The sequence below is a fragment of the Stappia sp. WLB 29 genome (assembly GCF_023507705.1).
In the GTDB taxonomy this organism is placed as follows: Bacteria; Pseudomonadota; Alphaproteobacteria; order Rhizobiales; family Stappiaceae; genus Stappia.
Map to the genome: position 1 here is coordinate 116,902 of NZ_JALBGD010000007.1, position 24,258 is coordinate 141,159.

Genomic DNA, 24,258 nt, shown 5'->3' on the forward strand with positions numbered 1-24,258 from the left:
CGATCAGCCGCGCGGTCCGATTGTCGTGGTCACCGGCGCCAGGCCGGAAATCTCGACACGGCAGACATCGCCCGGCACCATCGCGCCGACGCCGGCCGGCGTGCCGGTGTAGACGAGATCGCCGGGGCGGATGGTCACGGACGAGGACAGCGCCGCGATGATCTCCGGCACCGACCAGATCAGGAGGTCGAGCGTCGCATCCTGGCGGGTCTCGCCGTTGACCGTGAGCAGCACGCGGGTCTCGTCCGGCAGCGCCTTGCCCGGCATCGCGGTGATCTCGCCGCAGACGGCGGAACGGTCGAACGCCTTGCTCCAGTCCCACGGGCGGCCACGGTCGCGCAGCGCGATCTGGATGTCGCGGCGCGTCAGGTCGTTGCCGGTCGCATAGCCGTAGACATGCTCCAGCGCGCGCTCGACCGGAATGTCCGCGCCTTCCTTGCCGATGGCGATCACCAGTTCGGCCTCGTGGTGGAAGTTCTCGGTCAGCGGCGGATAGGCGACCGTCTCGCCGTCCTGCACCAGCGCGTCGGCCGGCTTGGTGAAGAAAAACGGCGGCTCGCGCTCCGGCTGGAAGCCCATCTCGCGAATGTGGTCGGCGTAGTTGCGGCCGACGCAGAAGATCCGGCGTACCGGAAACCGCCCAGTCTCGCCGGCGACCGGCAAGCTGCTGACCGGCGTCGGCTCGAAAATGTAATCCATGGTCTTTCCTTCCCTCGTCGTCGCGGTCAGCGGACCGCGACCGTCATGGTTCCGATGCTGCTGATGCGCGCACGCATCTCGTCGCCGGCCTTCACCTCGCTGACGCCTTCCGGCGTGCCGGTGAACAGCAGGTCGCCCGGCATCAGAGTGTAGAAGGACGAGGCGCGCTCGATCAGCGTTGCCAGATCGCGGATGAGATCGGACGTGCGGGCCTTCTGGCGCGTCTCGCCGTTCACGGTCAGCTGCAGTTCCAGCGCGGACGGGTCGGAGATCTCGTCCGCCGTCACCATCCAGGGCCCGAGCACCGAATAGCTGTCGCAGGACTTGCGCATGCTGCGCTCCTGCGTACCGCGCACGGTCATGTCGAGCCCGATCGCATAGCCGGCGACATGGTCCAGCGCGCGCTCCCGCGACACTCGGTCGGCCTTGCGGCCGATCACCGCCACCAGCTCGACCTCGTGGTCGTTGCGCAAGTCCGGGAAACGGATCGTCACCGGGTCGCCCGCGCCGATCAGCGAACTTGTCGCCTTGAGGAAGAGGCCCGCCTTGTCGATCGGCATGATGTTGGTGCCGTGGTGGATGTTCGGGTCTTCCAGCGCCTCGTCGAGATGCAGCCGATAGTTCACCGGCGCACCGATGATCTTGCGCGGCGAGGCGACCGGCGGCAGCAGGCGAACGCTGGAAAGCGGCACGGCCGGCGTCTCGTCGGCCAGCGCCTCCATCTTCGAGCGCAATTCGTCCAGAGCGGCGATCAGCGGATCGTGATCGGGCAGCGGATAGGTGTGGGCCGGCAGGGCTTCCAGCACGGCTGAGACGTCATGCACGCCGTTCCCGCGCACCACGCCGAGGCGGTTCTCTCCAAAACGGCACAGTTTCATTATCCGGTCCTCCCAACCTTTTGCGGCGCGGGCAGGATCGTTCCCTCGCACCGTCCGAATCCGATCCGCTGGCCGTTCACCTCGCCCCAGCCGGTCAGCGTCACGCTGTCGCCGTCCTCCAGGAAGACCCGCGAGCCGCCGGCGGACAGCTCCACGGAATCGCGGCCGCCCCAGGTCTGCTCCATCAGGCAGCCGAAGGCCTCCCGCTCGGGGCCGGAGATGGTGCCGGATCCGAGCAGGTCGCCGGTCTGCATCCGGCAGCCGCACAGGGCGTGATGGGTCAAGAGCTGCGGTGCGCAATAGTAAAGGTGCTTGGTGTTGGTGCGCACGATGCGGCTCGGCGTCCCGCCCTCTGGCGTCAGATGCGCCTCCAGCGTCAGGTCGAAGAAATAGTCCTCCGGCTCCTGCAGATAGGGCAGCAGCGGGATGTCGCGCTCCGGCGGACCGCAACGGAACGGCTCGAGCGCCGCTCGCGTCACGACCCAGGGGCTGATCGAGGTGGCAAAGGCCTTGGACTGGAACGGCCCGAGCGGCTGACCCTCCCAGCGCTGGATGTCGCGGGCCGACCAGTCGTTGAGCAGCACGAAACCGAACAGGTGCTCCCACGCCTCGGCGACCGACAGGGTCTCGCCCATCTGCGTCGGCGTAGCTACGACGGCGCCGAACTCGACCTCGATGTCCAGCCGGCGGCAGGCGGTCAGTTCGGGCATTTCGGCGCCCTCGGCCCGCACCTGGCCGAGCGGCCGGCGCACCGGCGTGCCCGAGACGACGACGGTCGATATCCGGCCGTTGTAGCCGATGGGCATGTGCGGCCAGTTCGGCGTCAGTGCGTTCTGGGGACCGCGCAGGATCGAGCCCGAGTTGAAGGCGTGCTGGCGGCCGGCATAGAAATCCGTATAGCCGGTGACGCGGAACGGCAGATGCATGGACACCCCGTTCATCGGCACCAGCGCCTGCGCGCGGAGCTCCGCATTGTCGCGCAGGTCCGCCGAGCCGTCCTCGGCCAGCAGGTCGGTCAGGCGGGCGCGCAGCGCGGCCCAGGCCTCGGGGCCGGCTGCCATGAAGGAATTGATGCCGGGCTCGTCCAGTCCCCAGCCGCCGGCAGCCTCGCCGAGCAGACCGGATGCCGCCAGCGCGGCGAGGTCGACCACATGATCGCCGATGGCGACACCGCAGCACGGAGCGTCCCCGCCACGCGAAAACACCCCGTACGGCAGATTTGCCAAGGGAAAGTCTCCCGAGGGCGAGTTGGCCCCAGGTACCCATGAAGATTGCATTTTTTCCTCCCAGAAACGCCGCCCAAAGGGTGTTCGCCCCTGTCCGTCCTCCGGCTTGCGCCGGCTGGCAACGTTGTATTGCATTCACTTTTGACATTGATGGCAGGAAATCAAGATAGAAATCATTGACAGTCCGCATTTTCGTATACACTTTTGATCAGCACCTACCGAAACGAGGGGCCCGAAGCGTGCGGCAAAGTCGCATCGTTCCGGTCCTGAGGAGGAAACAAGGCAAGGTGCGTGGGAGGAAACAACGCTATGACTACCAAGATCAGGCGGTTGGCCGCGACGCTGTCGCTGTCGACCGGTATTGCCGCGCTTTGCGCGCCCGCCATGGCCCAGGATCTCGGAGAGCCGGTTCCCCAGCTCCAGATCGCCTATTACGCGGCCGACATGGGTCCGATGTACGAACAATCCGCTCGCGTCCTGAGCGAGGAATGGGCCAAGCTCGGCCTGTCCTTCCAGATGCAGCCGGTCCAGTTCAGCAGCTTCATCTCCAACATCATGGTCGGGGGCGGCCTCGAGGACATGGCCGTCTTCACCGTCGGCGCGGATCCGGACCGCGTGGATCCGACCTACTGGCTTCACGACCTCGGCGCCTGCGGCGCCCGGCGCAACGGCGCCAAGTGGTGCGACGAAGCCTATACCGAGATGGTCAAGAAGCAGCGCGAGCTGGTGAAGCAGGACGAGCGCCTGCAGCTGGTTCACGAGGCGCAGAAGTATTTCCACGACGTCGCGCCGTGGTGGCCGGCGACGAACACCGTCTACGGCATCCTGTGGAACAGCGACAAGTGGGACAACGTCACCAGCCCGGCGCCGGTCGCCGCGCATGAGGGGCTTGTCGACCCGTGGCTTTCGGCCAAGCCGAAGACCGACGACCGGATCCTCGACTGGGCGCACTACGAGGACGTCACCACCTACAACCCGATGGCGGAAGAAGGCGCCGTCGGCTGGGTGCGCTTCATCTTCGACACGTTCGCCAAGAACAACTCCAAGGGCGAGACCGTGCCGTGGGCCGCAGCCGCGTGGGAGTTCACCGATCCGCAGACGGTGAAGGTCACCTTGCGCGAAGGCATGAAGTTCCATGACGGCGAAGCCGTCACCGCGGACGATGCCGTCTTCACCATCAACACAGTGGTCGAGCTGCAGCCGCCGGCAATGTCCTCGCGCATCGCCAACCTGGCGGGTGCGGAGAAGGTCGACGACCTCACCTTCAACGTGAAGCTGAAGGCCCCGGACGCGTCCTTCATCACCACCGTCCTGACTTACCTGTTCATCCTGCCCGAGCATCACTGGGCGAACTATGACGGTGACAAGGTCGCCCGCGACGTCGTCGCCGACGGTGCGGTGATCGGTTCCGGTCCCTTCAAGTTCAAGAGCTGGCGCGTGAACGAGACGCATGAACTCGAGACCTTCGCCGAGCACTTCCATGCTGCCGAATACGACGGCGTGCGTCGTCTGGCGCTCGGCCAGGCGGACGCGATCCGCTCGGCCATGCTGTCCGGCACCGGCGACATCGCCAGCATGGTGCTGCCGGTTGCCGCGATGAGCGACCTTGCCGCGCAGAACGACCATCTCGACTTCCTCGAGATCCCCTCGCACGGCTCCATGCTCGTCTGGCTGAACAACCAGAAGGCTCCGTTCACCGACCCTGCGTTCCGCAAGGCCTTGCGCGTCGCCACCGCCAAGCAGCGGGCCGCGATCGAAGGCTGGCTCGGCTTCGCCGTCCCGGCCGGCGAGGGCCCGGTGCCGGTCCAGCTCGGCATGTGGCACAACTCCGAGCTGCCGGAGGTTCCCTTCGACGTCGACGCCGCCCGCAAGATCCTCGAGGACGCGGGTTACGGCTGGGACGGCCAGGGCCGCCTGCACTTCCCCAAGAAGTAAGCCATCCCGGACCGGGGCGTTCCGCGCCCCGGCCCTCCGACTGACCTGACCGCCCCGCCGTGCATCGTCGCGGCGGGGAGCGGTCCCGCACAAGCCAGCCCGAGTGAGCCATGCGCGCCTATATCCTTCGACGTCTCGCCCAGAGCGTGCTCGTCGTATGGGCCGTCACGACGATCATGTTCTTCATGTTCCGCGTGATGCCCGCCGACCCGACCGCGATCCTGCTTGAACGCGGTCTGACCGACGAGGCACGCCAGGCGCTGCTGGAACAGTGGGGCCTGACCGGCTCCATGTGGGACCAGTATCTGGCCTATCTCGGCAACCTCATCCAGGGCGATTTCGGCTCATCCTTCTTCTACCGCAAGCCGGTATGGGAGGTACTGTGGCCGCTGATCGTCAACACGCTGTGGATCGCCATTCCCGGTCTGCTGCTGGGCGCAGCCATCGGCGCGGCCATCGGCACGGCCGTCGGCTGGGCCCGGCGCGGCGGCAAGCTGGAGCGGTCGGGCATCTTCCTTGCCACCGTCATCCGCGGCGTGCCGAACTTCGTCATCGGCATCGCGCTGCTCACCATATTTTCCTCGACGCTCGGCTGGTTCCCCGGCTTCGGCATGGGCGATCCGGGCGCAACGACGGGCTTTGCCCGCTACTTCACGCTCGACTTCCTGCACCATCTGGCGCTGCCGCTGATCGCGGTCATCATCTACTTCATGCCCGAGAACCTGCTGTTGATGCGCTCGGGCGTCGTGGAGAACCGGACGGAGGACTATATCGAGCTGGTCCGCGCCAAAGGCGTGCCGCAGCGGCGCGTCGCCTGGCATGCCGCGCGCAACTCGATGCTGCCGCTGATCACCTGGCTGTTCCCGGCGCTGGCCGAGACCATCGCCGGCATCGTGGTCATCGAGATCGTCTTCTCCTGGCCGGGCGTCGGCCGCGAGCTGGTGCTCGCCGTGACCCGCCAGGACTACCCGCTTGCGCAGGCGGCCTTCTTCCTTCTCGCCGTGATGATCGTGCTGGCCAACCTCGCCGCCGACCTCGTCTACGGCAAGCTCGATCCCAGGGTTGTCTACAAATGACGCAAGTTCCCGACCAGGGCGCCATTCGAGGGCGCAGCCTCTTCAGCTCGGCGCGCGACTCGTTCCGCTTGCTGATGGAAGACAATTTCGCGGTCGTGGGCGTGGCAATCCTCGCGATCTTCGTCCTGCTGGCCATCATCGGTCCCTGGCTCGCCCCGTACGAGCCGTTCAAGGCGATGATGACGGAGACCGGACGACTCAACCGCCTGTCGCCGCCCAACGCAACCCATCTGCTCGGCACCACCGCCTTCGGCAACGATGTGCTCAGCCAATTCCTGCACGGCTTCCGGGTGGCGCTGATCGTCGGCCTGGTCGCGGCCCTCGCCGTCGGCTTCATCTCCACCGTCTTCGGCGTGCTGTCCGGCTATTTCGGCGGCTATGTCGACGACGTCCTGATGCGCCTCACCGATATCGCGCTGTCGATCCCGACCCTGCCCTTCGCCATCGTCGCAGTGGCGCTGCTGGGACCGAGCATCGAGAACATCATTCTGGTCATCACCATCCTGTTCTGGCGCAACGGCGCGCGCATCATCCGCTCCGCCGTGCTGACGGAGCGCGAGCGCATCTACGTGAAGTGGGCCCGCGCCGCCGGTGCCTCGCACTTTCACATCATCATGCGGCACATCCTGCCGAACATCGTGCGCATCGTCTTCCTGTGGGTGACCATGTCGGTCGCCTTCGCGATCCTGACGGAGGCGAGTCTGTCGTTCCTCGGTCTCGGCGACCCGACCGTCGTGAGTTGGGGCCAGATGCTGAACACCGCCTTCAGCAGCGGCAACCTGCGCACAGCCTGGTGGTGGGTGGTGCCGCCCTCGCTGGCGCTGGTGCTGCTCGTCTCCTCGCTCTACCTCATCGGCCGCGCCTATGAGGAACAGACCAACCCGCGACTGAGGAGGCGCTGATGGCACCCGCCAGAACACGCTCCCCCGCCCTTGCGCGGGATCTTGCCCGGCTCGACGAACGGCTCTCGGCAAAGCCGGCCGCCCACCTGAAGGTGAACGGCCTGTCCATCGGCTACTCGACCCTGCGCGGACGCTTCCACGCGGTGGAGGATGTCAGCTTCGAGGTGCGCGCCGGCACCAATCTCGGCCTTGTCGGCGAGAGCGGCTGCGGCAAGAGCACCGTGGTCAAGGCGCTGATGGGTCTGCTGCCCGAGTTCACCGGCATTTCCGGCGAGGCACTGCTGGACGGCCAGAACATCCTCGGCCTGTCGGACGCGCAGCTCGAGCCGATCCGCTGGAACCGCATCTCGCTCATCACCCAGAGCGCGATGAACTCGCTCGATCCGGTCTACTGCATCGGCGACCAGATCTGCGAGGCGATCCTCGCCCATGAGAAGGTCGGCAAGGCCGTCGCCTGGGCGCGGGCGGAGGAAATGTTCGCCCTCGTCGGCCTGCCGGCGGAGCGTCTCTACGAATTCCCGCACCAGTTCTCCGGCGGCATGCGCCAGCGCGCGGTGATCGCCATGGCGCTGGCGCTCAATGCCGGCATGCTGCTGGCCGACGAACCGACCACCGCGCTCGACCCGATCATGCAGTCGCAGATCATGTCGCGCATCCGCGGCATCCACGAGCACATGCGCCGCTCGATGATCCTCGTCACCCACGACATCGCCGTGGTGGCGGAGACCTGCGAGGCCGTCGTCGTCATGTATGCCGGCAAGGTCGCCGAGAGCGGGCCGACGGCCGACGTGCTGGAGCGCCCCTTGCACCCCTACACGATGGGCCTGCAGAACGCCTTTCCGCGCCTGCCGGTGCGCGGCCAGCCGCGCCAGCCGCTGATCTCGATCCCCGGCACCGTGCCGAACCTGCTGCTGCCGCCCTCGGGTTGCCGCTTCGCCAGCCGCTGCCCGTTCGCGACGGACCTGTGCCGCACCACGGCACCGCAGCTCCACACCGTCGGCGCCCAGTCGGCGGCCTGCCATTACACCGAGCGCGCAGACGAGTTTCGCGCGGCGGCCGCCCGCCCAGAAACCTGGCGCAACATGAGGGTAGGCGCATGACCGACACCACCGCCACTCGCCCGGTGATCGAGGCCCGCGATCTCAAGACCCATTTCCAGGGTCGCACCGGCATCTTCACCGCGCTGGCCGGCGTCACGCCGCCGGTCGCCCGGGCGCTCGACGGCGTCGACATTTCCATTCGCGAGAAGGAGATCGTCGGCCTGGTCGGGGAATCGGGCTGCGGCAAGTCCACGCTCGGCATGTCCCTGGTGCGCATGTACCAGCCGACCTCCGGCAGCATCACCTTCAGTGGCGACGACATCACCCATGTGGAAGGGCGCAAGCTGAAGGACTATCGCCGGCAGGCTCAGATCATCTTCCAGGATCCCTACAGCTCGCTCAATCCGCGCCTGACCATCGGCCAGATCATCGAGGAGCCGCTCGTCATCCACGGCATCGGCTCGGCGACGGAGCGACGCGCAAAGGTCGAGCGGGCGCTCGATCTGGTGCGCATTCCGGCAGCGGAGAACATCCACCGCTTCCCGAGCGACCTGTCCGGCGGCCAGCGCCAGCGCATCGCCATTGCCCGCGCGCTGGTGCTCGAACCGCGCTTCATCGTCGCCGACGAGCCGGTGTCGATGCTGGACGTGTCGATCCAGGCAAGCGTGCTGGAACTGCTCGACGAGCTGTCGCGCGAGCTCGGCCTTGCCGTGCTCTACATCTCCCACGACATCGCCACCGTCGGCTACATCTGCAAGCATGTGGCGGTGATGTATCTCGGCCGCATCGTCGAGGAAGGCCGGGCCGAGGACATTCTGGCCCAGCCGCTGCACCCCTATACCCAGCGTCTGATGGCAGCGATCCCGCGCATGGACCCCGGCGAGGTGCCCGAGCGTGTGGAGCTGCGCGGCGACGTGCCCTCGCCGATGAACGTGCCGCCGGGCTGCCGCTTCTCGTCCCGCTGCCCCTATGCGACCGAGCTGTGCCGGGCGGTGGAGCCGGATCTCACCGACCAGCCGGGCGGCCAGCGGGTGCGCTGCCATATCCACGACGACCGCGCCGCCAAGGCACGGCCGGAGCTCGAACGCCCGCAGGCGGGCCGCATCACCGAAATCGAAGATGCCGGGCTGCTGGCCCAGACTGCCGGCTGAGCGACAGGACAAGACGCGATGAGCGACCTCGCCTTCGACTGGAAACATATCGCCTTCGCGGCGAAGCAGGCCTTCACGGAGACTTACGGCTTCAACGGCTCGCAGGGCATGACCCATCTGGAAGGCGTGCTGATCCGCCCCGCGAACCGCCCCTCGCAGACGCTGCTGATCTTCATGCACCCCTCCTCCACCTTGCAGCTGCTGCCGCTGCCGCGGGCCATGGCCGAACTCGGCTTCCATGTTCTGTGCGCCGGCAGCCGCTACCAGCGCAACGACACCGCGTTGATCATGGAGAACGTGCTGCTCGATCTCGGCGCCTATATCCGCGCGGCCAGGGAAGACTGGGGCTACGAGCGCGTCGTCCTGTGCGGCTGGAGCGGCGGCGGATCGCTGACCATGCTCTACCAGTCACAGGCCGAGCGGCCGAGCATCACTCAGACGCCGGCCGGCGATCCGGTCGATGTGGCCGGCGCCGGGCTGATCCCGGCCGATGCGGTGCTCAGCCTTGCCGCCCATGCCTCGCGCGCGGTGCTGCTGCAGGAATGGCTCGACCCGTCCATGCGCAACGAGGCCGATCCCGACGACCGCGATCCCGAGCTCGATCTCTACCGCCCCGGCTACGAGGCACGGACCGAGCCCTATTCGCCGCAGTTCGTCACGCGTTATCGGGCCGCGCAGGTCGCACGCATGGAGCGCATCACCAACGGCGTGCTGGAGCGGCTGGAGGACCTGCGCCGGCGCGGCGGCAAGGAGATGGAGCGCGCCTTTGTCACCTACCGCACCATGGCCGATCCGCGCTTCCTCGACCCGACGCTGGAGCCGAACGGCCGCAAGCCGGGCTGGAGCTATCTCGGCCATCCGGAGACGGTCAACAGCGGCCCGGCGGGCCTCGGCCGGTTCTCCACCCTGCGCAGCTGGCTGTCGCAGTGGTCGCCCGCCCATTCGCGCGCCAACTCGCTGATCACCGCGCGCGATGTCAGCGTGCCGTTCCTTGCCATCGAATGCGGCGCGGACGATGCCGTGCCGCAGCCGCACACGGCCGCGGTCTTTTCCGCCGTCGGCTCCGCCGACCGCGAGATGAAGCTCGTCGAGGGCGCCAATCATTACTTCGTCAATCAGCCCGAAAGGCTTGCCTCGGCAGCCGGCATCGTGTCGGAATGGCTGAAGACGCGAGGTTACGACTAGTCTCAACCGGATCGGAATCGGTATGGCGGGCGATATCTACGACAGGATCAGGGCGCTGATCGCGTCCGGGGCCTATCTCGGCGGCGATGTCCTGCCGGAAAGCGAGCTCGCCGCTCGCCTCGGCGTCAGCCGCACGCCGATACGCGAGGCGATGCGCCGCCTGCAGGCGGAGGGCGTGATCCGGCGCGAGGCCTATCGCCGGGCGGTGGTCGTCGATGTCGACCCCAACGAGGTCATCCACATCTTCACCGCCCGCGCCTCGCTGGAGCCGATTGCCGTCGGCATGGCGGCGCGCCACAGCGACGAAGCCTTCCTCAAGGAGTTGCGGGAGCTTCACGAGGCCATGGACGAGGCGATCCACGAGAGCGAGCCCGACCGGCGCCTCTACCGCGACCTCAATGCCCGGTTCCACCGGGTGATCTGGGCGCAGGGCGGCAATGCCTTCTTTGCCGAACTGGTCAATCTGGTGGCCCGCAAGCCGGTGGTCAGCCCGACCTTCAACAGCTGGCCGCGGACCGAACTGATGCGCAGCAACCGCCAGCACGGCGATCTGGTGGAAGCGCTGTCGGTGGGCGATGCGGAATGGGCGGAGGCTGCGATGCGCGCCCACCTCCTGTCCTCGCGCGCCACCTATCGCCGGATCAGCGCCGACACGCCCGAGACGGCACCGCGCAAGCAGGACTGGATGTTCCCCGATCCGGGCACCGCGGAAATCAAGCCGGAGGCCGCCTCGGTGCGCTGACAGCAGACAGACGGCGACCGAACCGCCCCCCCCGGCCCGGCCGCGCGCCTCGTCACCTTCAGGCGGTGCAGGCGACGGCGGCCGTCCGGCGCCTGCCGACCCAGACCAGCCCCAGCGCCGAGGCCGCCAGCAGCCCGCCGACAACCGGCACGGCGGCATAGCCGAGGCCGAGGCTGATCGCCGCCCCGCCGACGGCCGCGCCGATGGCGTTGCCCAGATTGAAGGCGCCGATGTTGATCGACGAGGCAAGGCCGGGCGCATCGGCTGCGGCCTGCATCACCCGCATCTGCACCGGCGGCACGATGGCGAAGGCCGCCGCGCCCCAGACCAGCAAGGAGACCGCCGCCACGCTCGGGCTGCCGAGCAGCACCGGCATTGCCAGCATGATCGCGGCCAGCGCGCCGAGGAAGATCGCCGTCGCCCCGTCCAGCGACCAGTCGGCGACGCGCCCGCCCAGCCAGTTGCCGACGGTGAAGCCGAGCCCGACCAGCACCAGGGCAAGGGTGAGGAAGCTGCCGGATGCCCCGGTCAGCACGTCGAGCAGCGGCGCGACATAGGTGTAGAGCGTGAACATGGCGCTGGAGCCGAGTACGGTGGTCAGCAGCGCGATCAGCACCGGCGGCTGCACCAGCACCCGCGCCTCGCGCGCCACGTCGGGGCGCTGGCCGGGAGCGCCCTTCGGCAGGGCGAGCCAGAGCGCGGCGATGGTAACGAGACCGAGGACAGCGGTGCCCGCGAAGGCCTCCCGCCAGCCGATCTGCTGGCCGATCCAGGTCGCCAGCGGCACGCCGCCGACATTGGCGATGGTCAGGCCCATGAACATCGTCGCGACGGCGCTTGCCTGCCGCTCGCGCGGCACGACGCTGGCCGCCACCACCGCACCGAGGCCGAAGAAGGCGCCATGGTTGAGACTGGTGACCACGCGCGAGGCAAGCAGCGTCCAGTAGTCAGGCGACAGCGCCGACAGGACGTTGCCGAGCGTGAAGATGGCCATCAGGCACATCAGCGCCGTGCGCTTGCCGAAGCGGGCGAACAGCAGCGTCATCACCGGCGCGCCGGCCATCACGCCGATGGCATAGGCGCTCACCAGCAGGCCGGCGGTGGGAATGGAGACATCCACCCCGTCGGCGATCACCGGCAGCAGGCCCATGGGAGAAAATTCGGTCGTGCCGATGCCGAAGGCGCCGATCGCCAGCGCCAGCAACGGCCAGCGCGAGCTGCGCTGGTCGGGAATTGCGGTCATTGTCCTGTCCTCATGCGGGAAGCGGCCGGCACCGCCGCACAGGGGCATGCGCTCGGCCGGGATCGCGGCGGCAAAGCCGGCCCGATCCGTTCCTCGTTTTCATGGGCGAAGACATATGGCGCTCGAAAGCGCTTGATAATCGGCCCGAATGGCACATGATCCGTGAACTTTTTTCACAGATGAGGCCGCCATGGACAATCGCGTCGGCGAAATGCAGGTTTTCCTGCGGGTGGTGGAGAACGGCAGCTTCTCCGCCGCCGCGCGGCAGATGCAGATGACCCCGTCGACCGTCTCCAAGCTGATCGGCCGCATCGAGGCGCGGCTCGGCGTGCGCCTGCTGGAACGCTCGACCCGGCATCTGTCGTTGACGGCGGAAGGGCGCGCCTATTACGAGCGCAGCCAGGCGCTGCTGGCGGACCTGGAGGAGATCGAGCGCGAGCTGACGCAGGGCTCGGCAAACCCCGGCGGCACCATCCGCGTCAGCGCCTCGGTCGGCTTCGGCATCGTCGCGCTGGAGCCTTTGCTGCCGGCCTTTTGGGCGGAATATCCCAATGTGGTGGTCGACCTCTCTCTGTCCGACGAGATCGTCGACCTCTATCTCGACCGCACCGACGTCGCCTTCCGCGTCGGCGCGCTGGCCAGTTCCAGCCTGACCGCCCGCAAGCTCGGCACAGCGCCGCGCAAGATCATCGCCTCGCCCGCCTATCTCGAACGCCGTGGCGTACCAAGGACCATCGAGGACCTCGCCCAGCACAATTGCATCGGCTTCAACTTCCGCCGTTCGGCGCCGGTCTGGCCGCTGCGCGAAGGCGGGCGCCTGGTCGAGCGGAGCGTTGCCGGGACTTTGCTCGCCAACAATGGCGAGACCGTGCGGCGGATGGCGCTTTCCGGCGTCGGGCTCGGCCGGATGGGCGAGTTCCACGTGCGCGAGGACCTGAAGTCCGGGGCGCTGGTCGAGGTGCTGGCGGATGCGGTGGAAGGCGATACCGAGGACATCCACGCCCTGTTCCTCGGCGGGGACCGCCTGCCCCACCGCCTACGCGCCTTTCTCGACTTCATGACGCCGCGCCTGCGCGCCTTCCTGGCCGAGGCGCGCTGATCTCACCCGGCGGTTTGCGGCGGCAAGGGCAGCAACACGATCCGCACGTCCATGGCCGTCAGGCCGAACCCCTCGACGGCGGCCAGCACGGCGCGACGAAGGTCGGCATCCTCGTTCTCGCGCCCGCTTACGGCGAAGGCAATCTCGATCCGGGTAAAGGCGGAGCGGCCGGGCACGGGCGGGGCAAAGCAGTCCTCATCATATTCCAGAAGCCGGATGACAGGCCCTGCGGCTCCCGGCGGCAGGGCGGCCGAGACCGCACCATGCACGCTGTCGAGGAAGGCTGCACGGTCCGCCCCCAGCCAGCCGCGCCGGGTCTCGATCAGGATATCGGCCACGCTGCCCTCTCCGCCCCGGCGACACGTCAGACGAGCAGCGGCTGGAGGGTCAGCCAGACGCCGAGCACGAACAGGCCGCCGAGAAAGGCCCTACGGAAGGTTGCCACCGGCATGCGCCGGCGCGCGGCCTGGCCGAGATACATGCCGGCGCAGGCCGCAACCAGCGCCAGCGGCGCGAGCGGAATCGTCGCGGCCGAGACCACGCCGCTCGCCGCGATGTTGACCGCCAGCGCCGCCGTCGAGACGACGAAGAACAGGCCCAGCGCCTGCACCAGGCGGGTCTGTTCCAGCCCGAGCGCCTGCATGTAGGGCACGGCGGGAATGACGAAGACGCCGGTGGTGGCGTTGAGCAGGCCGGTGACGATCCCGACCACGAGGCTGGTGACCCGCTCGTGCCGGCGCGGCACCGTCAGTTTCAGCGAGGCCATCGTCACCAGCGCGTAGAGGCAGACGACCGCGCCGAGGACGGAGGTGCCGTAGCGCCCCGCCGCCCCTTCCATCCAGCCCATGCCCGACCAGGTGCCGATACACAGTCCGATCAGCATCGGCCAGAGCTTCTTCGCCAGTTCCCGCAGCGCCCCGCCCTGCAGCATCTGCCAGATGTTGGTGACGAAGGACGGCAGCAGCATGATCGCGGCCGCCTGGGTGGGCGGCATCACCATGGCCAGCAGACCGATGGAGATCGTCGGCAGGCCGAAGCCGACGACGCCCTTGGCGAAGCCGGCAAGCGCAAAGGCGGCGGCCACAAGCAAGAGAAGCGAGACTGTCATGGGGCGAAACTGCGCCAACCCCGGCAGGCTCGCAATGCGGAGGTTTCGAAGTTAGGCTTTGGCAAACCCATAAGCTGGGGATGACCCATGCGGTTCGATCTGGTCGACCTTCGTCTGTTCCTCAATGTGGTCGCTGCCGGCAGCATCACCCATGGCGCCGAACTGTCGAACCTGACGGTCGGCTCGGCCAGCGCCCGCATCCGCGCCATGGAGGAAACGCTCGGCGCGCCGCTGCTCGTGCGCCAGCGCCACGGCGTGATCCTGGCGCCGGCCGGCGAGTGCCTTGCCGGGCATGCGCGGTTGATCCTGAGGCAGGCGGAGGCGATGCGCAGCGAGCTCGCCCCCTTCGCCCGCGGGCTGACCGGCACGCTGCGGCTCGTTTCCAACACCGCCGCCCTGAGCGAGCACCTGCCGGAACTGCTTGCCGGTTTCCTGCACGCCAATCCGTCGATCAGCATCGACGTGGAGGAGATGGAGAGCGCGGCCATCGGCGCGGCGATTTCCGCGGGCGACGCGGATATCGGCATCGCTTCGGCGTCCGAGCTTCCCGAAGGCCTCGAACGGCTTTCCTTTTGCGAGGACCGGCTGGTCGCCGCCTTGCCGAGGGCCGAGGCGCATAGCGATGCCCCGCTCGCCTTTGCCGACATCGTCGAGCGCCCCTTCATCTGCCTGTCGCGCGGCAGCGCCCTGCAGCGGCACATCGCCAGTCACGCCGCGCGCATCGGCAAGACGCTGAAGGTGCGCGCCCGCGTCACCAGCTTCGACGCCATGTGCCAGATGGTCGGCGCGGGGGCAGGCATCGCCATCCTGCCCGAGGCGGCCACCCGCCGCCACGGCGCCACCGCCGGCATCGCCGCCGTGCCGCTTGCCGACAGCTGGGCCCGGCGCGATCTTTCCATCTGCGTCAGCACGACCAGCCGGCTGCCGGATGCGGCGCAGCGCCTCGCCCGGCACCTGCATACGCAGGGCCGGCGTTGACTTTCCACCGGCAAGGGCCGAGTGAACGGGCGCCGACACGGATATGCCGCGTGGTGCCTTGCATTTGACCTTATCGACGGACAGGCTGGACGAAACCGAACCCCCTGCCCTTCCTCCTCACCGATTTCCTGGAGCCACACGTGGGATCTTCTTCAGACAAGCTGCGCATCGCCGTGCTCTTCGGCGGCCGTTCCGCCGAACATGACGTCTCCATCCTGTCGGCGACCAATGTGATGGGCGCCCTCGATCCCGCGAAATACGATGCCGTCCCGGTTTACGTCTCGCCTCAGGGGGCGTGGTTGCTGAGCCGCTTCGAGGACGGCAAGCTCGCCCGCCCCGAAACCGGCACACAGCTGGCGCTCGTTCCCGGCGGCAAGGGCCGGCTGCTGGCGCTCCCGCCCGAGGGCGGAGTGCTGGACCTGCCCGCCATCGACATCCTGTTCCCGGTGCTGCACGGGCTGCACGGCGAGGACGGCTCGGTGCAGGGCCTTGCCGAGGTCGCCGACGTGCCGCTGGCAGGCTGCGGCATCCTCGGCTCGGCCACCGCGCTCGACAAGGACATCGCCAAGCGGCTGTTCCGCGATGCCGGGCTTTCCGCCGCCCGTTCGCTGACCCTGCATCCCGGCGCGGTGCCCTCGTTCGAAGAGCTCACAGGCACGCTCGGCCTGCCGGTCTTCATCAAGCCGGCCCGCCAGGGCTCGTCGGTCGGCGTCAGCAAGGTCACCAGCGCAGAGGGTTACGCCGCAGCGCTGGAAGAAGGCTTCCGGCACGACCGCAAGCTGCTCGCCGAGGAGTTCATCAAGGGCCGCGAGATCGAGTGCGCCGTGCTGGAACGGCCCGACGGCACGCTGTTCGTCTCCCGCCCGGGCGAGATCGTTCCGGCCGAAAGCCACGGCTTCTACAGCTACGATGCCAAGTATATCGACGCGGACGGTGCGGCCCTGATGGTGCCGACGGAGCTTCCCGAGCCGGTCGAGGCGGAGATGCTGGACATGGCGGCCCGCGCCTTCCGCGCACTCGGCTGCGACGGCATGGCCCGTGCGGACTTCTTCGTCACCGCCGACATGCGCATCCTCGTCAACGAGCTCAACACCATCCCCGGCTTCACCGATATCAGCATGTATTCCAAGGTGATGGCGGCCAGCGGCGTTCCCTATGCCGAGCTGATCGACCGGCTGGTCGAGCACGGCCTTGCCCGTGCGGGTCGCTAGGCGCCCTTGAACGAAAACGCCCGGCCGTTGCCGGCCGGGCGCAAGAGGTGTGCGGCGCGCGACAATCAGTGCGCCATCATCTCCCTGACGATCTCCTCGGCCGAAAGCTCGGACGGGTAGTAGGTCGGCCAGTTCGTCACCTCCTCCAGAAGGGCGGCGCGATCGTCGCCCCAGTAGAGGTGGTAGTGGTCGGTCTTTGCCGGCGCGATCCGGTGGTCGCTGAACTGGATGTATTGCGGCGCCGCCTCGTCGCCTTCGCTTTTCCTGAAGATGAAGCGCACGCCGCGATTGCCCTTCTTGTAGGTCAGCACTTCGTAGCCGTCGTCGGCATAGCGGGCCGAGGTCGGCTTGCCATCCCTGTAGAAGGTGACCGTGTCGCCCTCGATGGCGATCCGCTCGACATCGGTGCGGTAGCCGATTTCGTAATAGGCCTTGTATTCCTCGGCGCTCTTGTCGCCGGCCTCGGCCTTGTGAGCCATCACCGGGTCCAGCGTGCCGTCCTGCAGGTAGGGATAGACCGACTGCCAGTCACCGGCGTAGTCGGACAGCGGGCGGTCGGCGATCTGGCTGTCCTCGAAATAGCCCTTGTAGATCTGCTCGTCGCCGTGGCTGTGGCCGTGCGCATGGGCGTGATCGTCGCCGCCCTTATCATGGGCCTTGTCATGCGCCTTGCCGCTGCCGCCGACGACGGCGATGTTGTAGGGCATGCCCTCGACCGCGACCGTGCCGATCTCTTCAAGCGCATCCCCTTCGACCGGCGCATCGGAGGCGACCGTCGTCACCCATCCCTTGCCGAGCGGCGCGACGAAGCCGTGATGCGCGCGCGCCTGCGGAATGCGGCGGCTCTCCAGCTCGCCGTGCGACAATTCGTTGGCGTCGACGATCTCGGCATAGCCGCCACGGTCGAAATTGATCGCCAGCTTGCCGTGATGGTCGATCAGGTGGAACGGGCGCGGCCCGCTCAAGGTCTCGTCGAGGGCGGCCGGATTGGCGATCTCGATGTCGGAATGGTCGCCGTGGGAGTCGAGTTTGATGCCGCTCTTGAAGAAATGCACCGCATCGCTGTCGGACTGCACGGCGACGACGGCCACGCCGTCGTTCACGCCGTAGAGCTTGTTCTGGCCGCTGGTCTCGAAGCTCCACCGGTTGTCCGGCTTGTCGAGGTCGAAAGCCGTCACCTTGGCGCCTGCATGATCGCCCACGAAGACGCGGTAGAGCGTCACGTCTTCGGCATCCTTCGAAGCGTCCTGGGCAAGGGCCGCGCCCGCCAGTATGAGCGCAATGCCCGTGGTGAAGCCTAGTCGTCGCAACATGTCGTATCTCCTTGAGTGACACTCGATTCAGTGGCTGGCCGTTTGCGGAACCCGCCATTTGATGACTGTCCTGGGGGGGGGCGCCGTGCGGCGCCCTCAGACCGACTATGTTATGTTATTACGTCCGTCAATAATGTTATATCGTCACGCACACAAATTGCGCCGGAACTCCCCGGCGCGGGCAGGGGATTCCGGCGCTGTTTGTGGCGAGAGACATCGCGCCGGGTCCGCTGGAACGACGCGTCCGCCAAGCCTCGCGATGCCGCGACCGCTTTTCTTTCATCTTTTACTCAGGTATTAGCTCCGGCAGCCAGCGTCCGCGATACGCCAGCCAGCGACAGACGAAGCCACGGAAGCGATCCGGCCAGCCGTTCGGCCCCTTCGGGGATGCCGCCGTCCTGCCACCATCCGCTCCGGCTCGCTCGAACCGATGGAGGGCATTCATGAAGACTATCGTCGTGGCGGCGGGCCTTGGGCTCCTCGCGATCGCATCCACCGCAACGGAAGCGCAGGAGGTCCGGTTCACGGATCACCGCGGCAAGGAGATCCGCCTCGATGCCGTGCCCGAAAAGGTCGCGACCATCGTCCGCGCGGGACCGATCCTGTTCCGCGCCGTCGGCGGCACTGCCGACGCCCTCGCCTCCGTGAACCCGAGCTTCCTCAAGCGCGACTATGTCGCCGGCCTGTACGGCGAGTTCCTGCCCGAGCTCGGCCAGTTGCCACCGACCGCCGCCATCGAAGGGTTCTTGCCCAATGTCGAGGCGCTGCTCGAGGTCGGGCCGGATGTGGTCGTGCAGTGGATGTCGGAGGACTTCGAGCCGCTGGAGCGGGTCGGCCTCACCGTCGTCGGCTGGGACTGCTGCACCCGGCAGCACCGCCGGGACTACATCACCCTGACCGGCCACATGACCGGCCGCAGCGAGCATGCGGCCGCGATCCTCGCCCTGCAGGACGCCTCGGCCAAGACGATGGGCGAACGGTTCGGCGGCCTCGCCGATGCCGACAAGCCGAGCATCCTCTATGTCGACCAGTTCGCGGACCAGATCCGCATCATCGCCAACGGGTCGCAGGACCTGTCCCTGAGCGGCGTCGTCAACGTGGCGGCGGACGACAGTGGTCAGTGGTGGAAGACCATCAACCTGGAACAGCTCTTCGCCTGGAACCCGGACATCATCCTGATCCCGCCCTATGCCCAGGGGCTGACCCCGCAGACCTTCTACGACAATTCGCTGCTGTCGGGCCTTGCTGCGGTCAAGGACCGGCGCGTCTACAAGATTCCGGCCTTCGCCGGCTCGCCGGACGCTCCCGAGATCTATCTCAGCTCGCCCTGGCTCGGTGCCGTCGCCCATGGCGGCGAGGCCGTTCCCGGCCTGCGGGCCGACGTGCAGGATGCCTATGCCCGGATCTACGGCGTCGACCTGACGCCCGCCCAGCTCGACCAGGTCCTGTGGATCGAGCAGAACGGCACCTCGGCCGGCTACACCGACACCTTCAACTAGGCGAGACGCGATGTCAGGACTGTCCCGGCGCCTCGGCACCTCGCCGCTGTTTCTCCCGCTGCTGTCGGGCCTGCTGGTCGCCGCGATGCTCATCTCGGTGACCATCGGCCGGTTCGACCTGGAGGTGGGCGACGTCATCGCGATCCTGTGGAGCAACATCGTCCCCGCGAGCGATGCGACCTGGAGCGAGATGTCGGTGACGGTGGTGGAGCAGGTGCGCCTGCCGCGCATCCTTGCCGCGGTCCTGATCGGCTTCGGCCTCTCCGTCTCCGGCGCCGCCCTGCAGGGGCTGTTCCGCAATCCTCTGGTCGATCCGGGCGTCATCGGCGTGACGGCGGGGGCCGGCTTCGGCGGCACGCTGGCGATCCTGCTCGGCATCGGCGGCTACGGGCTGCTGGCCATCGCCTTCTGCTTCGGCATCGCCAGCGTCGTGGTGGTCAAGTTCCTGGCCAGCGTCGGCGGCCGGACCTCGATGCTGACGCTGGTGCTGGCCGGCGTCGTCATCTCCGCCTTCTTCTCCGCGGCGATCTCCATCGCCAAGCTGCTTGCCGACCCGTTCCAGAAGCTGCCGGCGATCACCTACTGGCTGATGGGCAGCATCGCCTCGGTCAACTACACGGACCTTCTGCTGCTGTGCATCGCCATCGGTCCGGCAACGGTGCTGATCTACCTGCTGCGCTTCCAGATCAACCTGATGTCGCTTGGCGAGGAGCGGGCGCAGGCGCTGGGAACCCCGGTTGGCGCCGTGCGCTGGACCGTGCTGCTGGCGACCGCGATGATTTCCGCCGGCGTCGTCGCAACCAGCGGCATCATCGGCTGGGTCGGCCTCGTCATGCCGCATGTGGCACGCACGCTCGTCGGTGCCGACCACGGCCGCATGTTGCCGGTCTGCGGCGTCATCGGCGCGATCTACCTGCTCCTGGTCGACAATGTCGCGCGGGCAGCGACCACCGCCGAGATCCCGCTCGGCATCATCACCGCGCTCATCGGCGTGCCGGTCTTTGCGGTGATCCTGCGCCGGCTGCAGGCCGGGGGAGGCTGGCGCAATGATTGAGGTCGAGGACCTCGCCGTCAGCCGTGGCGGTAGGACGGTGCTGCAGGGTTGCAGCTTCTCGCTCCGCGAGGGCGGCATCCTCGCAATCCTCGGCCGCAACGGCATCGGCAAGACTTCGCTGCTGTCGGTGCTCGTCGGCACGCTGACCCCCGACAGCGGCACCTGCCGCATCCATGGGCGCGCCGGCTATGTGCCGCAGCTGTTCAACGTACCCTTCTCCTATTCGGTGATGGACATCGCCCTGATGGGCCGGGCGGCGAAGATCGGGCTGTTCGGCGCTCCCCGGCGGCAGGATTACGCGGCCGTGCGCCGGCTTCTCGACATGATGGGCATCGCCGATCTGGAGGAGCAGACCTTCAACACGCTGAGCGGCGGCCAGCGGCAGCTGGTGATGATCGCACAGGCACTCGCCTCCGACTGCCGGGTGCTGATCCTCGACGAGCCCTGCTCGGCGCTCGACTACAAGAACCAGGGCATCGTCATCGACCTGCTGCATCGCCTCGCGACCGAGCACGGCCTCACCATCGTCTTCACCACCCACGCCCCGCAGCACGCGATCGAGGTGGCCAGCGACGTCCTGCTGATCGGCGGACGCGAGAGCTTCGTCAACGGCCCGGTCGAAACGGTGCTGACGGCCGAGAACCTGACCGACCTCTACGACGTGCGCACCGCTCGGGCCGAGTTCGCCGGCAGCGGCTCCTTCACTTTCGCGCCGATGCTGCGCCAGGACCGTGGGGACGTCGCCCCATGAGCCGCCGCATCGCCTATCTGCACTGCGGAAACAATGCGCAACTGCGCAGCTTCCAGGATTTCTCGCACTATCTCGACGATGCCGTCCACCTTGCCGACCTGCCGCGCACGGACCTTGCCGCCTATGCCGCGGTTGTCGTCGCCGACGCCATGGACAGCCGGCGCATCGCCGCCCATGGAGCTCAGCTCAACGCCTATGTGCGCGGCGGCGGCTTTCTCGTCGTCTTCTTCCAGGGCGAGGCCGACTGGATCGACGTGGTCGACCTGGAGTGGCGCGACCACAAGGTCCACGACTGGCTGTGGTGGACGCGCGAGCCGCGCTACGTGGAGACCTGCCAGCCCGAGCCGAAACACCCGATCTGCGAGGCGATCCCGCTTTCGGCGATGAGCTGGCACTGGGGCGGCGTCTACGCCCCCCACCCGCAGGCGCGTACGATCCTCGGGCTTGAAGACGGCAGCGGCTGCCTGTTCATGGATTTCCCGAACGCCTGCGGCGGGCGGCTGATGGTCGCCACCCTCGACCCGCATTCGCACAACGGCCAGCGCTTCATGCCGGCGACCACCCGGTTCCTGCAAGGCTTCTATCCCTGGTTGAATGCGGAGCTCGGCATTGCGCGCGGTGACTGCAACCGCGTCACCTATCTGCAATGCGTGCACACGCTGGACAACTGGGAGCCGGAGCAGACCCGCGAGAGCCTGACCGGGGCCGGCTTCGCGTTCCGCACGCATCCGCATCTGGAGATCGATGCGCGCGTGCTGGGCGAGACGGACATCCTCTACCTGCCGCCGAACCACGACGAGCACTTTCTCGCCGCGCGCCAGCCGCTGTTTCTCGATTATCTCGCCTCCGGCGGCTCGCTGATCCTGTGCGGCGAACCCTTCGCGCCGTGGCTGCCGTTCCTTGCCCCGTTCCGGGCGGTTCCGCCCCGGCCTTTCACCAACATGAAGGTCCGTGTGCGCGACGACAGGGCCGGCTTCTTCCGCAACATGCCGGAGGATTTCGACGGCTGGCAGGGGGTGTTCGGGCAATATGCGCGCGGCTGGACCGACATGCCGCCGGGCGCCGTCCGTCTCACCGATGTCGGGCCGCCGGACGATCCCCGGCCGGCCGACTGGCTCTGGCGCTACCCGGCACCTTCTTTACGCGGCGGCTTCGTCTTCATGCACAATGGCGACAGCCTGATCCGCTATCCCGACCACGGCGAAGCGCCGTTCACGCTGGTGCGCGACGTCTGTCTCGGGCTGCAGGCCCTCAGCCTCGGCCGGATTCTTTTCTGAAGCCGACGGGCGAGAAAGGGACGACGGAAAACGGCATGTGCCGCCCCCCCCCCGTCTTGCTCGTCATCCCTTCCTCGCATCTCTCCCGGTCAGTCCTTGGCGGCAGGGACCGGCGTGTTGAGCAGCTGCTGCTCCCACAGGAAGGCGATACCGCTGCCGGCGGCATGGTGCAGGAGCACCTCGGCAAGCTCGGCCGCATGCTCCGTGCGTGCCCAGTCGCGCTGCCACTCGGACGCGACCGCCAGCCACGTCATCACATTGGCACCGGCGGCGATCATGCGCTGGATCGCAACCTCGTGCGCCTCGACCGAGACCCCGCCCGACGCATCGGTCACCACGGTTACGTCCCATCCCTCGCCCAGCGCCTGGATCACCGGCATGGCGACGCAGATCTCGGTCCACAGGCCGGCGATGATCAGCTGCTTGCGGCCGGTCGCCTTGACAGCGTCGACGACCTTGCGGTCTTCCCAGGTGTTGATGAAGGTGCGGTCGATCACCTCCTGGGCCGGGAACACGTCGGTGATCTGCGGGAAGATGTAGCCGCCCCGATCCGCGATAACGCTCGTCAGGATCGTCGGCACGCCGAAGGCCTTGGCGGCCTTGGCCAGCGCCGCCGCGTTGTTGACCACCATCTGCGGCTCGTGGCTGTTCACGTTGGTCAGCTGATAGGGCTGGTGGTCGATCAGGACGACAACCGAATCTTCGGGACGAAGAAGGGAATCGAGGCCATTGCGAAAGGTCATTGCATTTTCCTTCCCTGGGGAGGTGAGGCATTCGAGACTGCTGGAAAAATCCCCGATGGCGGGATTTCCTGCACGCAACTTGCCGGTCCCTTGGGCGGCGCGATAGCGTCACAGCCGGACATGCTGTGTCGCGCGAAGGGGAACGCCGGATGGATATCGAGGATCTGCAGACATTCGTTGCCGTGGCGGATGCGGGAGGCATCTCCGCCGCTGCGCGGCGGCTCGGCGTCTCGAAGTCCATCGTCAGCCGGCGGCTCTTCCGCCTGGAGGCGGAACTCGGCGTCCAGCTTCTTGTCCGCACCACGCGCGGCGCAGCGCTCACCGAGGCGGGGATCACGTTCCGGGATCATGCAGCCCGGGCCAGCACCGAAATGGATATGGCGCGCGAGGCGATCCTGCCGAACGGCGACCTGCGCGGCCGGTTCCGCGTTGCGCTACCGCTGTCGTTCGGGCCGACCCATTTCGCTCCGGTGCTTGCGGAGATGGCGCATCAGCATCCGCAACTCCACATCCACACCTCCTACAGCGACCGCTTCGTCGACCTGATCGCGGAAGGATTCGATTGCGCGATCCGCGTCGGCTACCTTCCCGACTCGAACCTGCTAGCAAGGCGTGTCGGGCCGATCCACGGCAAGCTCCTCGCCAGTCCCGCCTATATCGCCGCCCATGGCGCACCCGACACGCCGGACGATATCGTTGCCCACCCGGCACTGATGCAAGGCACGGAAACCTGGCAGTTTCTCGACGGCGAGAAGGTCGTCACTGTGCAGCCGCAGGGCAGGTACAAGGCCGACAACGCGACCGCGCTCGCGGCCGCGGCGGTGGCGGGGCTCGGCATCGCATGGCTGCCCGACTGCATCACCTACGACCATGTGCAGGCCGGACGCCTGGTGACGATCATGACGCGCTACCCTCCCCCGCCGGCGGGGATCCACGTCGTTCGCCCGCCCGGCCAATACCCGACCCGCAAGGTGCGCGTGCTGACCGAAATGCTGTCGGCGAGCGTTGCGCGCAATCCGGAAATCTGGGGGCTGGAGCGGTGATCGTCGATCGTCTTCGGCATCCGGCAATGAAAGCGAACCTGCACCGACCTGAGCGTGCGCCAAGCTCCTGCTGCCGCACCTGCTGACCGGTAACGCTGGCAGGCG

General features: G+C 67.6%; 23 protein-coding genes. 15 read left to right on the forward strand and 8 right to left on the reverse strand.

The genetic code is table 11. From position 1 onward, the window contains the following. Positions 1–3: 3 nt before the first annotated feature. From MNI96_RS14500 to fahA, 3 genes are read right to left on the reverse strand one after another with little or no spacing between them, the layout of a single operon-like run. On the reverse strand, positions 4–699 hold the full coding sequence (locus MNI96_RS14500; RefSeq protein ID WP_249694298.1) for a fumarylacetoacetate hydrolase family protein: 696 nt from the start codon (positions 697–699) through the stop codon (positions 4–6). Between the two features lie 26 nt (positions 700–725). Further along, positions 726–1,577: a fumarylacetoacetate hydrolase family protein gene (locus tag MNI96_RS14505; RefSeq protein WP_249694299.1), complete on the reverse strand. Its 852-nt coding sequence runs from the start codon at positions 1,575–1,577 to the stop codon at positions 726–728. Continuing rightward, positions 1,577–2,854, reverse strand: coding sequence for a fumarylacetoacetase (gene fahA / locus MNI96_RS14510; protein ID WP_249694300.1), 1,278 nt, complete (start codon positions 2,852–2,854; stop codon positions 1,577–1,579). The genes MNI96_RS14505 and fahA overlap by 1 nt, the downstream gene beginning before the upstream one ends. Positions 2,855–3,112: 258 nt before the next feature. Here fahA and MNI96_RS14515 point away from each other — a divergent pair, with 258 nt between their 5' ends. From MNI96_RS14515 to MNI96_RS14545, 7 genes are all read left to right on the forward strand, one after another. Continuing rightward, on the forward strand, positions 3,113–4,738 hold the full coding sequence (locus MNI96_RS14515) for an ABC transporter substrate-binding protein (RefSeq protein ID WP_249694301.1): 1,626 nt from the start codon (positions 3,113–3,115) through the stop codon (positions 4,736–4,738). Between the two features lie 110 nt (positions 4,739–4,848). Continuing rightward, entirely contained in the window at positions 4,849–5,814 is a 966-nt protein-coding gene (locus MNI96_RS14520; protein ID WP_249694302.1) for an ABC transporter permease, read from the forward strand. Then, positions 5,811–6,716, forward strand: a complete 906-nt coding sequence (locus tag MNI96_RS14525; RefSeq protein ID WP_249694303.1) for an ABC transporter permease — start codon at positions 5,811–5,813, stop codon at positions 6,714–6,716. Before MNI96_RS14520 ends, MNI96_RS14525 begins: the two co-directional genes overlap by 4 nt. After that, positions 6,716–7,816, forward strand: coding sequence for an ABC transporter ATP-binding protein (locus tag MNI96_RS14530; RefSeq protein ID WP_249694304.1), 1,101 nt, complete (start codon positions 6,716–6,718; stop codon positions 7,814–7,816). Before MNI96_RS14525 ends, MNI96_RS14530 begins: the two co-directional genes overlap by 1 nt. Beyond that, complete coding sequence (locus MNI96_RS14535; RefSeq protein ID WP_249694305.1) at positions 7,813–8,907, forward strand: ABC transporter ATP-binding protein; 1,095 nt, start codon at positions 7,813–7,815, stop codon at positions 8,905–8,907. Before MNI96_RS14530 ends, MNI96_RS14535 begins: the two co-directional genes overlap by 4 nt. A gap of 18 nt (positions 8,908–8,925) precedes the next feature. After that, on the forward strand, positions 8,926–10,092 hold the full coding sequence (locus MNI96_RS14540; protein ID WP_249694306.1) for an alpha/beta hydrolase: 1,167 nt from the start codon (positions 8,926–8,928) through the stop codon (positions 10,090–10,092). Positions 10,093–10,114: 22 nt separating this feature from the next. Next, positions 10,115–10,834, forward strand: a complete 720-nt coding sequence (locus MNI96_RS14545) for a GntR family transcriptional regulator (protein WP_249694307.1) — start codon at positions 10,115–10,117, stop codon at positions 10,832–10,834. Positions 10,835–10,892: 58 nt separating this feature from the next. Here the strand turns inward: MNI96_RS14545 and MNI96_RS14550 are convergent, their stop codons facing one another. Then, positions 10,893–12,077 carry an MFS transporter gene (locus MNI96_RS14550; protein WP_249694308.1) on the reverse strand — a complete coding sequence of 395 codons (1,185 nt, stop codon included), beginning with the start codon at positions 12,075–12,077 and terminating at the stop codon, positions 10,893–10,895. Between the two features lie 190 nt (positions 12,078–12,267). Here MNI96_RS14550 and MNI96_RS14555 point away from each other — a divergent pair, with 190 nt between their 5' ends. After that, complete coding sequence (locus tag MNI96_RS14555) at positions 12,268–13,176, forward strand: LysR family transcriptional regulator (RefSeq protein ID WP_249694310.1); 909 nt, start codon at positions 12,268–12,270, stop codon at positions 13,174–13,176. Between the two features lie 2 nt (positions 13,177–13,178). Here MNI96_RS14555 and MNI96_RS14560 read toward each other — a convergent pair whose 3' ends face one another. Then, positions 13,179–13,514: a hypothetical protein gene (locus MNI96_RS14560; RefSeq protein ID WP_249694312.1), complete on the reverse strand. Its 336-nt coding sequence runs from the start codon at positions 13,512–13,514 to the stop codon at positions 13,179–13,181. Between the two features lie 26 nt (positions 13,515–13,540). Next, complete coding sequence (locus tag MNI96_RS14565) at positions 13,541–14,284, reverse strand: sulfite exporter TauE/SafE family protein (RefSeq protein WP_249694314.1); 744 nt, start codon at positions 14,282–14,284, stop codon at positions 13,541–13,543. Positions 14,285–14,371: 87 nt separating this feature from the next. Between MNI96_RS14565 and MNI96_RS14570 the strand changes: the two genes are divergently transcribed. Then, on the forward strand, positions 14,372–15,262 hold the full coding sequence (locus MNI96_RS14570; RefSeq protein WP_249694316.1) for a LysR family transcriptional regulator: 891 nt from the start codon (positions 14,372–14,374) through the stop codon (positions 15,260–15,262). Between the two features lie 140 nt (positions 15,263–15,402). Further along, positions 15,403–16,473, forward strand: coding sequence for a D-alanine--D-alanine ligase family protein (locus MNI96_RS14575; protein ID WP_249694318.1), 1,071 nt, complete (start codon positions 15,403–15,405; stop codon positions 16,471–16,473). Positions 16,474–16,538: 65 nt separating this feature from the next. On the opposite strand, the gene MNI96_RS22010 is transcribed toward MNI96_RS14575, so the two are convergent. After that, positions 16,539–17,180, reverse strand: coding sequence for a ZinT family metal-binding protein (locus MNI96_RS22010; protein WP_502960346.1), 642 nt, complete (start codon positions 17,178–17,180; stop codon positions 16,539–16,541). A 1,049-nt stretch (positions 17,181–18,229) separates the two neighbouring features. Here MNI96_RS22010 and MNI96_RS14585 point away from each other — a divergent pair. Genes MNI96_RS14585 through MNI96_RS14600 form a run of 4 tightly spaced genes read left to right on the forward strand, consistent with a single transcriptional unit; the run spans position 18,230 to position 22,367 of the window. Then, a complete protein-coding gene (locus tag MNI96_RS14585; protein WP_249694322.1) occupies positions 18,230–19,285 on the forward strand; it encodes an ABC transporter substrate-binding protein in 1,056 nt (351 codons plus the stop codon). Positions 19,286–19,295: 10 nt separating this feature from the next. Continuing rightward, positions 19,296–20,339 carry a FecCD family ABC transporter permease gene (locus tag MNI96_RS14590; protein ID WP_249694324.1) on the forward strand — a complete coding sequence of 348 codons (1,044 nt, stop codon included), beginning with the start codon at positions 19,296–19,298 and terminating at the stop codon, positions 20,337–20,339. Beyond that, positions 20,332–21,090 carry an ABC transporter ATP-binding protein gene (locus MNI96_RS14595; protein WP_249694326.1) on the forward strand — a complete coding sequence of 253 codons (759 nt, stop codon included), beginning with the start codon at positions 20,332–20,334 and terminating at the stop codon, positions 21,088–21,090. The genes MNI96_RS14590 and MNI96_RS14595 overlap by 8 nt, the downstream gene beginning before the upstream one ends. Next, positions 21,087–22,367 (forward strand): hypothetical protein, encoded by a 1,281-nt coding sequence (locus MNI96_RS14600; protein WP_249694328.1) that lies wholly within the window; start codon positions 21,087–21,089, stop codon positions 22,365–22,367. Before MNI96_RS14595 ends, MNI96_RS14600 begins: the two co-directional genes overlap by 4 nt. An 89-nt stretch (positions 22,368–22,456) precedes the next feature. On the opposite strand, the gene MNI96_RS14605 is transcribed toward MNI96_RS14600, so the two are convergent. Next, a complete protein-coding gene (locus MNI96_RS14605; protein ID WP_249694330.1) occupies positions 22,457–23,110 on the reverse strand; it encodes a hydrolase in 654 nt (217 codons plus the stop codon). Positions 23,111–23,259: 149 nt separating this feature from the next. On the opposite strand from MNI96_RS14605, the gene MNI96_RS14610 reads away from it, so the two are divergent. After that, positions 23,260–24,153 carry a LysR family transcriptional regulator gene (locus MNI96_RS14610; RefSeq protein ID WP_249694332.1) on the forward strand — a complete coding sequence of 298 codons (894 nt, stop codon included), beginning with the start codon at positions 23,260–23,262 and terminating at the stop codon, positions 24,151–24,153. Positions 24,154–24,258 lie beyond the last annotated feature (105 nt).

Excerpts from the sequence above, each read along its gene's own strand:
- MNI96_RS14535 (WP_249694305.1), top strand. The coding sequence starts at position 7,813 with ATGACCGACACCACCGCCACTCGCCCGGTGATCGAGGCCCGCGATCTC.
- MNI96_RS14600 (WP_249694328.1), top strand. The coding sequence starts at position 21,087 with ATGAGCCGCCGCATCGCCTATCTGCACTGCGGAAACAATGCGCAACTG.
- MNI96_RS14540 (WP_249694306.1), top strand. The coding sequence starts at position 8,926 with ATGAGCGACCTCGCCTTCGACTGGAAACATATCGCCTTCGCGGCGAAG.
- MNI96_RS14555 (WP_249694310.1), top strand. The coding sequence starts at position 12,268 with ATGGACAATCGCGTCGGCGAAATGCAGGTTTTCCTGCGGGTGGTGGAG.
- fahA (WP_249694300.1), bottom strand. The coding sequence starts at position 2,854 with ATGCAATCTTCATGGGTACCTGGGGCCAACTCGCCCTCGGGAGACTTT.
- MNI96_RS14500 (WP_249694298.1), bottom strand. The coding sequence starts at position 699 with ATGGATTACATTTTCGAGCCGACGCCGGTCAGCAGCTTGCCGGTCGCC.
- MNI96_RS14605 (WP_249694330.1), bottom strand. The coding sequence starts at position 23,110 with ATGACCTTTCGCAATGGCCTCGATTCCCTTCTTCGTCCCGAAGATTCG.
- MNI96_RS14545 (WP_249694307.1), top strand. The coding sequence starts at position 10,115 with ATGGCGGGCGATATCTACGACAGGATCAGGGCGCTGATCGCGTCCGGG.
- MNI96_RS14570 (WP_249694316.1), top strand. The coding sequence starts at position 14,372 with ATGCGGTTCGATCTGGTCGACCTTCGTCTGTTCCTCAATGTGGTCGCT.
- MNI96_RS14610 (WP_249694332.1), top strand. The coding sequence starts at position 23,260 with ATGGATATCGAGGATCTGCAGACATTCGTTGCCGTGGCGGATGCGGGA.
- MNI96_RS14565 (WP_249694314.1), bottom strand. The coding sequence starts at position 14,284 with ATGACAGTCTCGCTTCTCTTGCTTGTGGCCGCCGCCTTTGCGCTTGCC.
- MNI96_RS14595 (WP_249694326.1), top strand. The coding sequence starts at position 20,332 with ATGATTGAGGTCGAGGACCTCGCCGTCAGCCGTGGCGGTAGGACGGTG.
- MNI96_RS14550 (WP_249694308.1), bottom strand. The coding sequence starts at position 12,077 with ATGACCGCAATTCCCGACCAGCGCAGCTCGCGCTGGCCGTTGCTGGCG.
- MNI96_RS14505 (WP_249694299.1), bottom strand. The coding sequence starts at position 1,577 with ATGAAACTGTGCCGTTTTGGAGAGAACCGCCTCGGCGTGGTGCGCGGG.
- MNI96_RS14525 (WP_249694303.1), top strand. The coding sequence starts at position 5,811 with ATGACGCAAGTTCCCGACCAGGGCGCCATTCGAGGGCGCAGCCTCTTC.
- MNI96_RS14520 (WP_249694302.1), top strand. The coding sequence starts at position 4,849 with ATGCGCGCCTATATCCTTCGACGTCTCGCCCAGAGCGTGCTCGTCGTA.
- MNI96_RS14585 (WP_249694322.1), top strand. The coding sequence starts at position 18,230 with ATGAAGACTATCGTCGTGGCGGCGGGCCTTGGGCTCCTCGCGATCGCA.
- MNI96_RS14515 (WP_249694301.1), top strand. The coding sequence starts at position 3,113 with ATGACTACCAAGATCAGGCGGTTGGCCGCGACGCTGTCGCTGTCGACC.
- MNI96_RS14530 (WP_249694304.1), top strand. The coding sequence starts at position 6,716 with ATGGCACCCGCCAGAACACGCTCCCCCGCCCTTGCGCGGGATCTTGCC.
- MNI96_RS14590 (WP_249694324.1), top strand. The coding sequence starts at position 19,296 with ATGTCAGGACTGTCCCGGCGCCTCGGCACCTCGCCGCTGTTTCTCCCG.
- MNI96_RS22010 (WP_502960346.1), bottom strand. The coding sequence starts at position 17,180 with ATGCCCTACAACATCGCCGTCGTCGGCGGCAGCGGCAAGGCGCATGAC.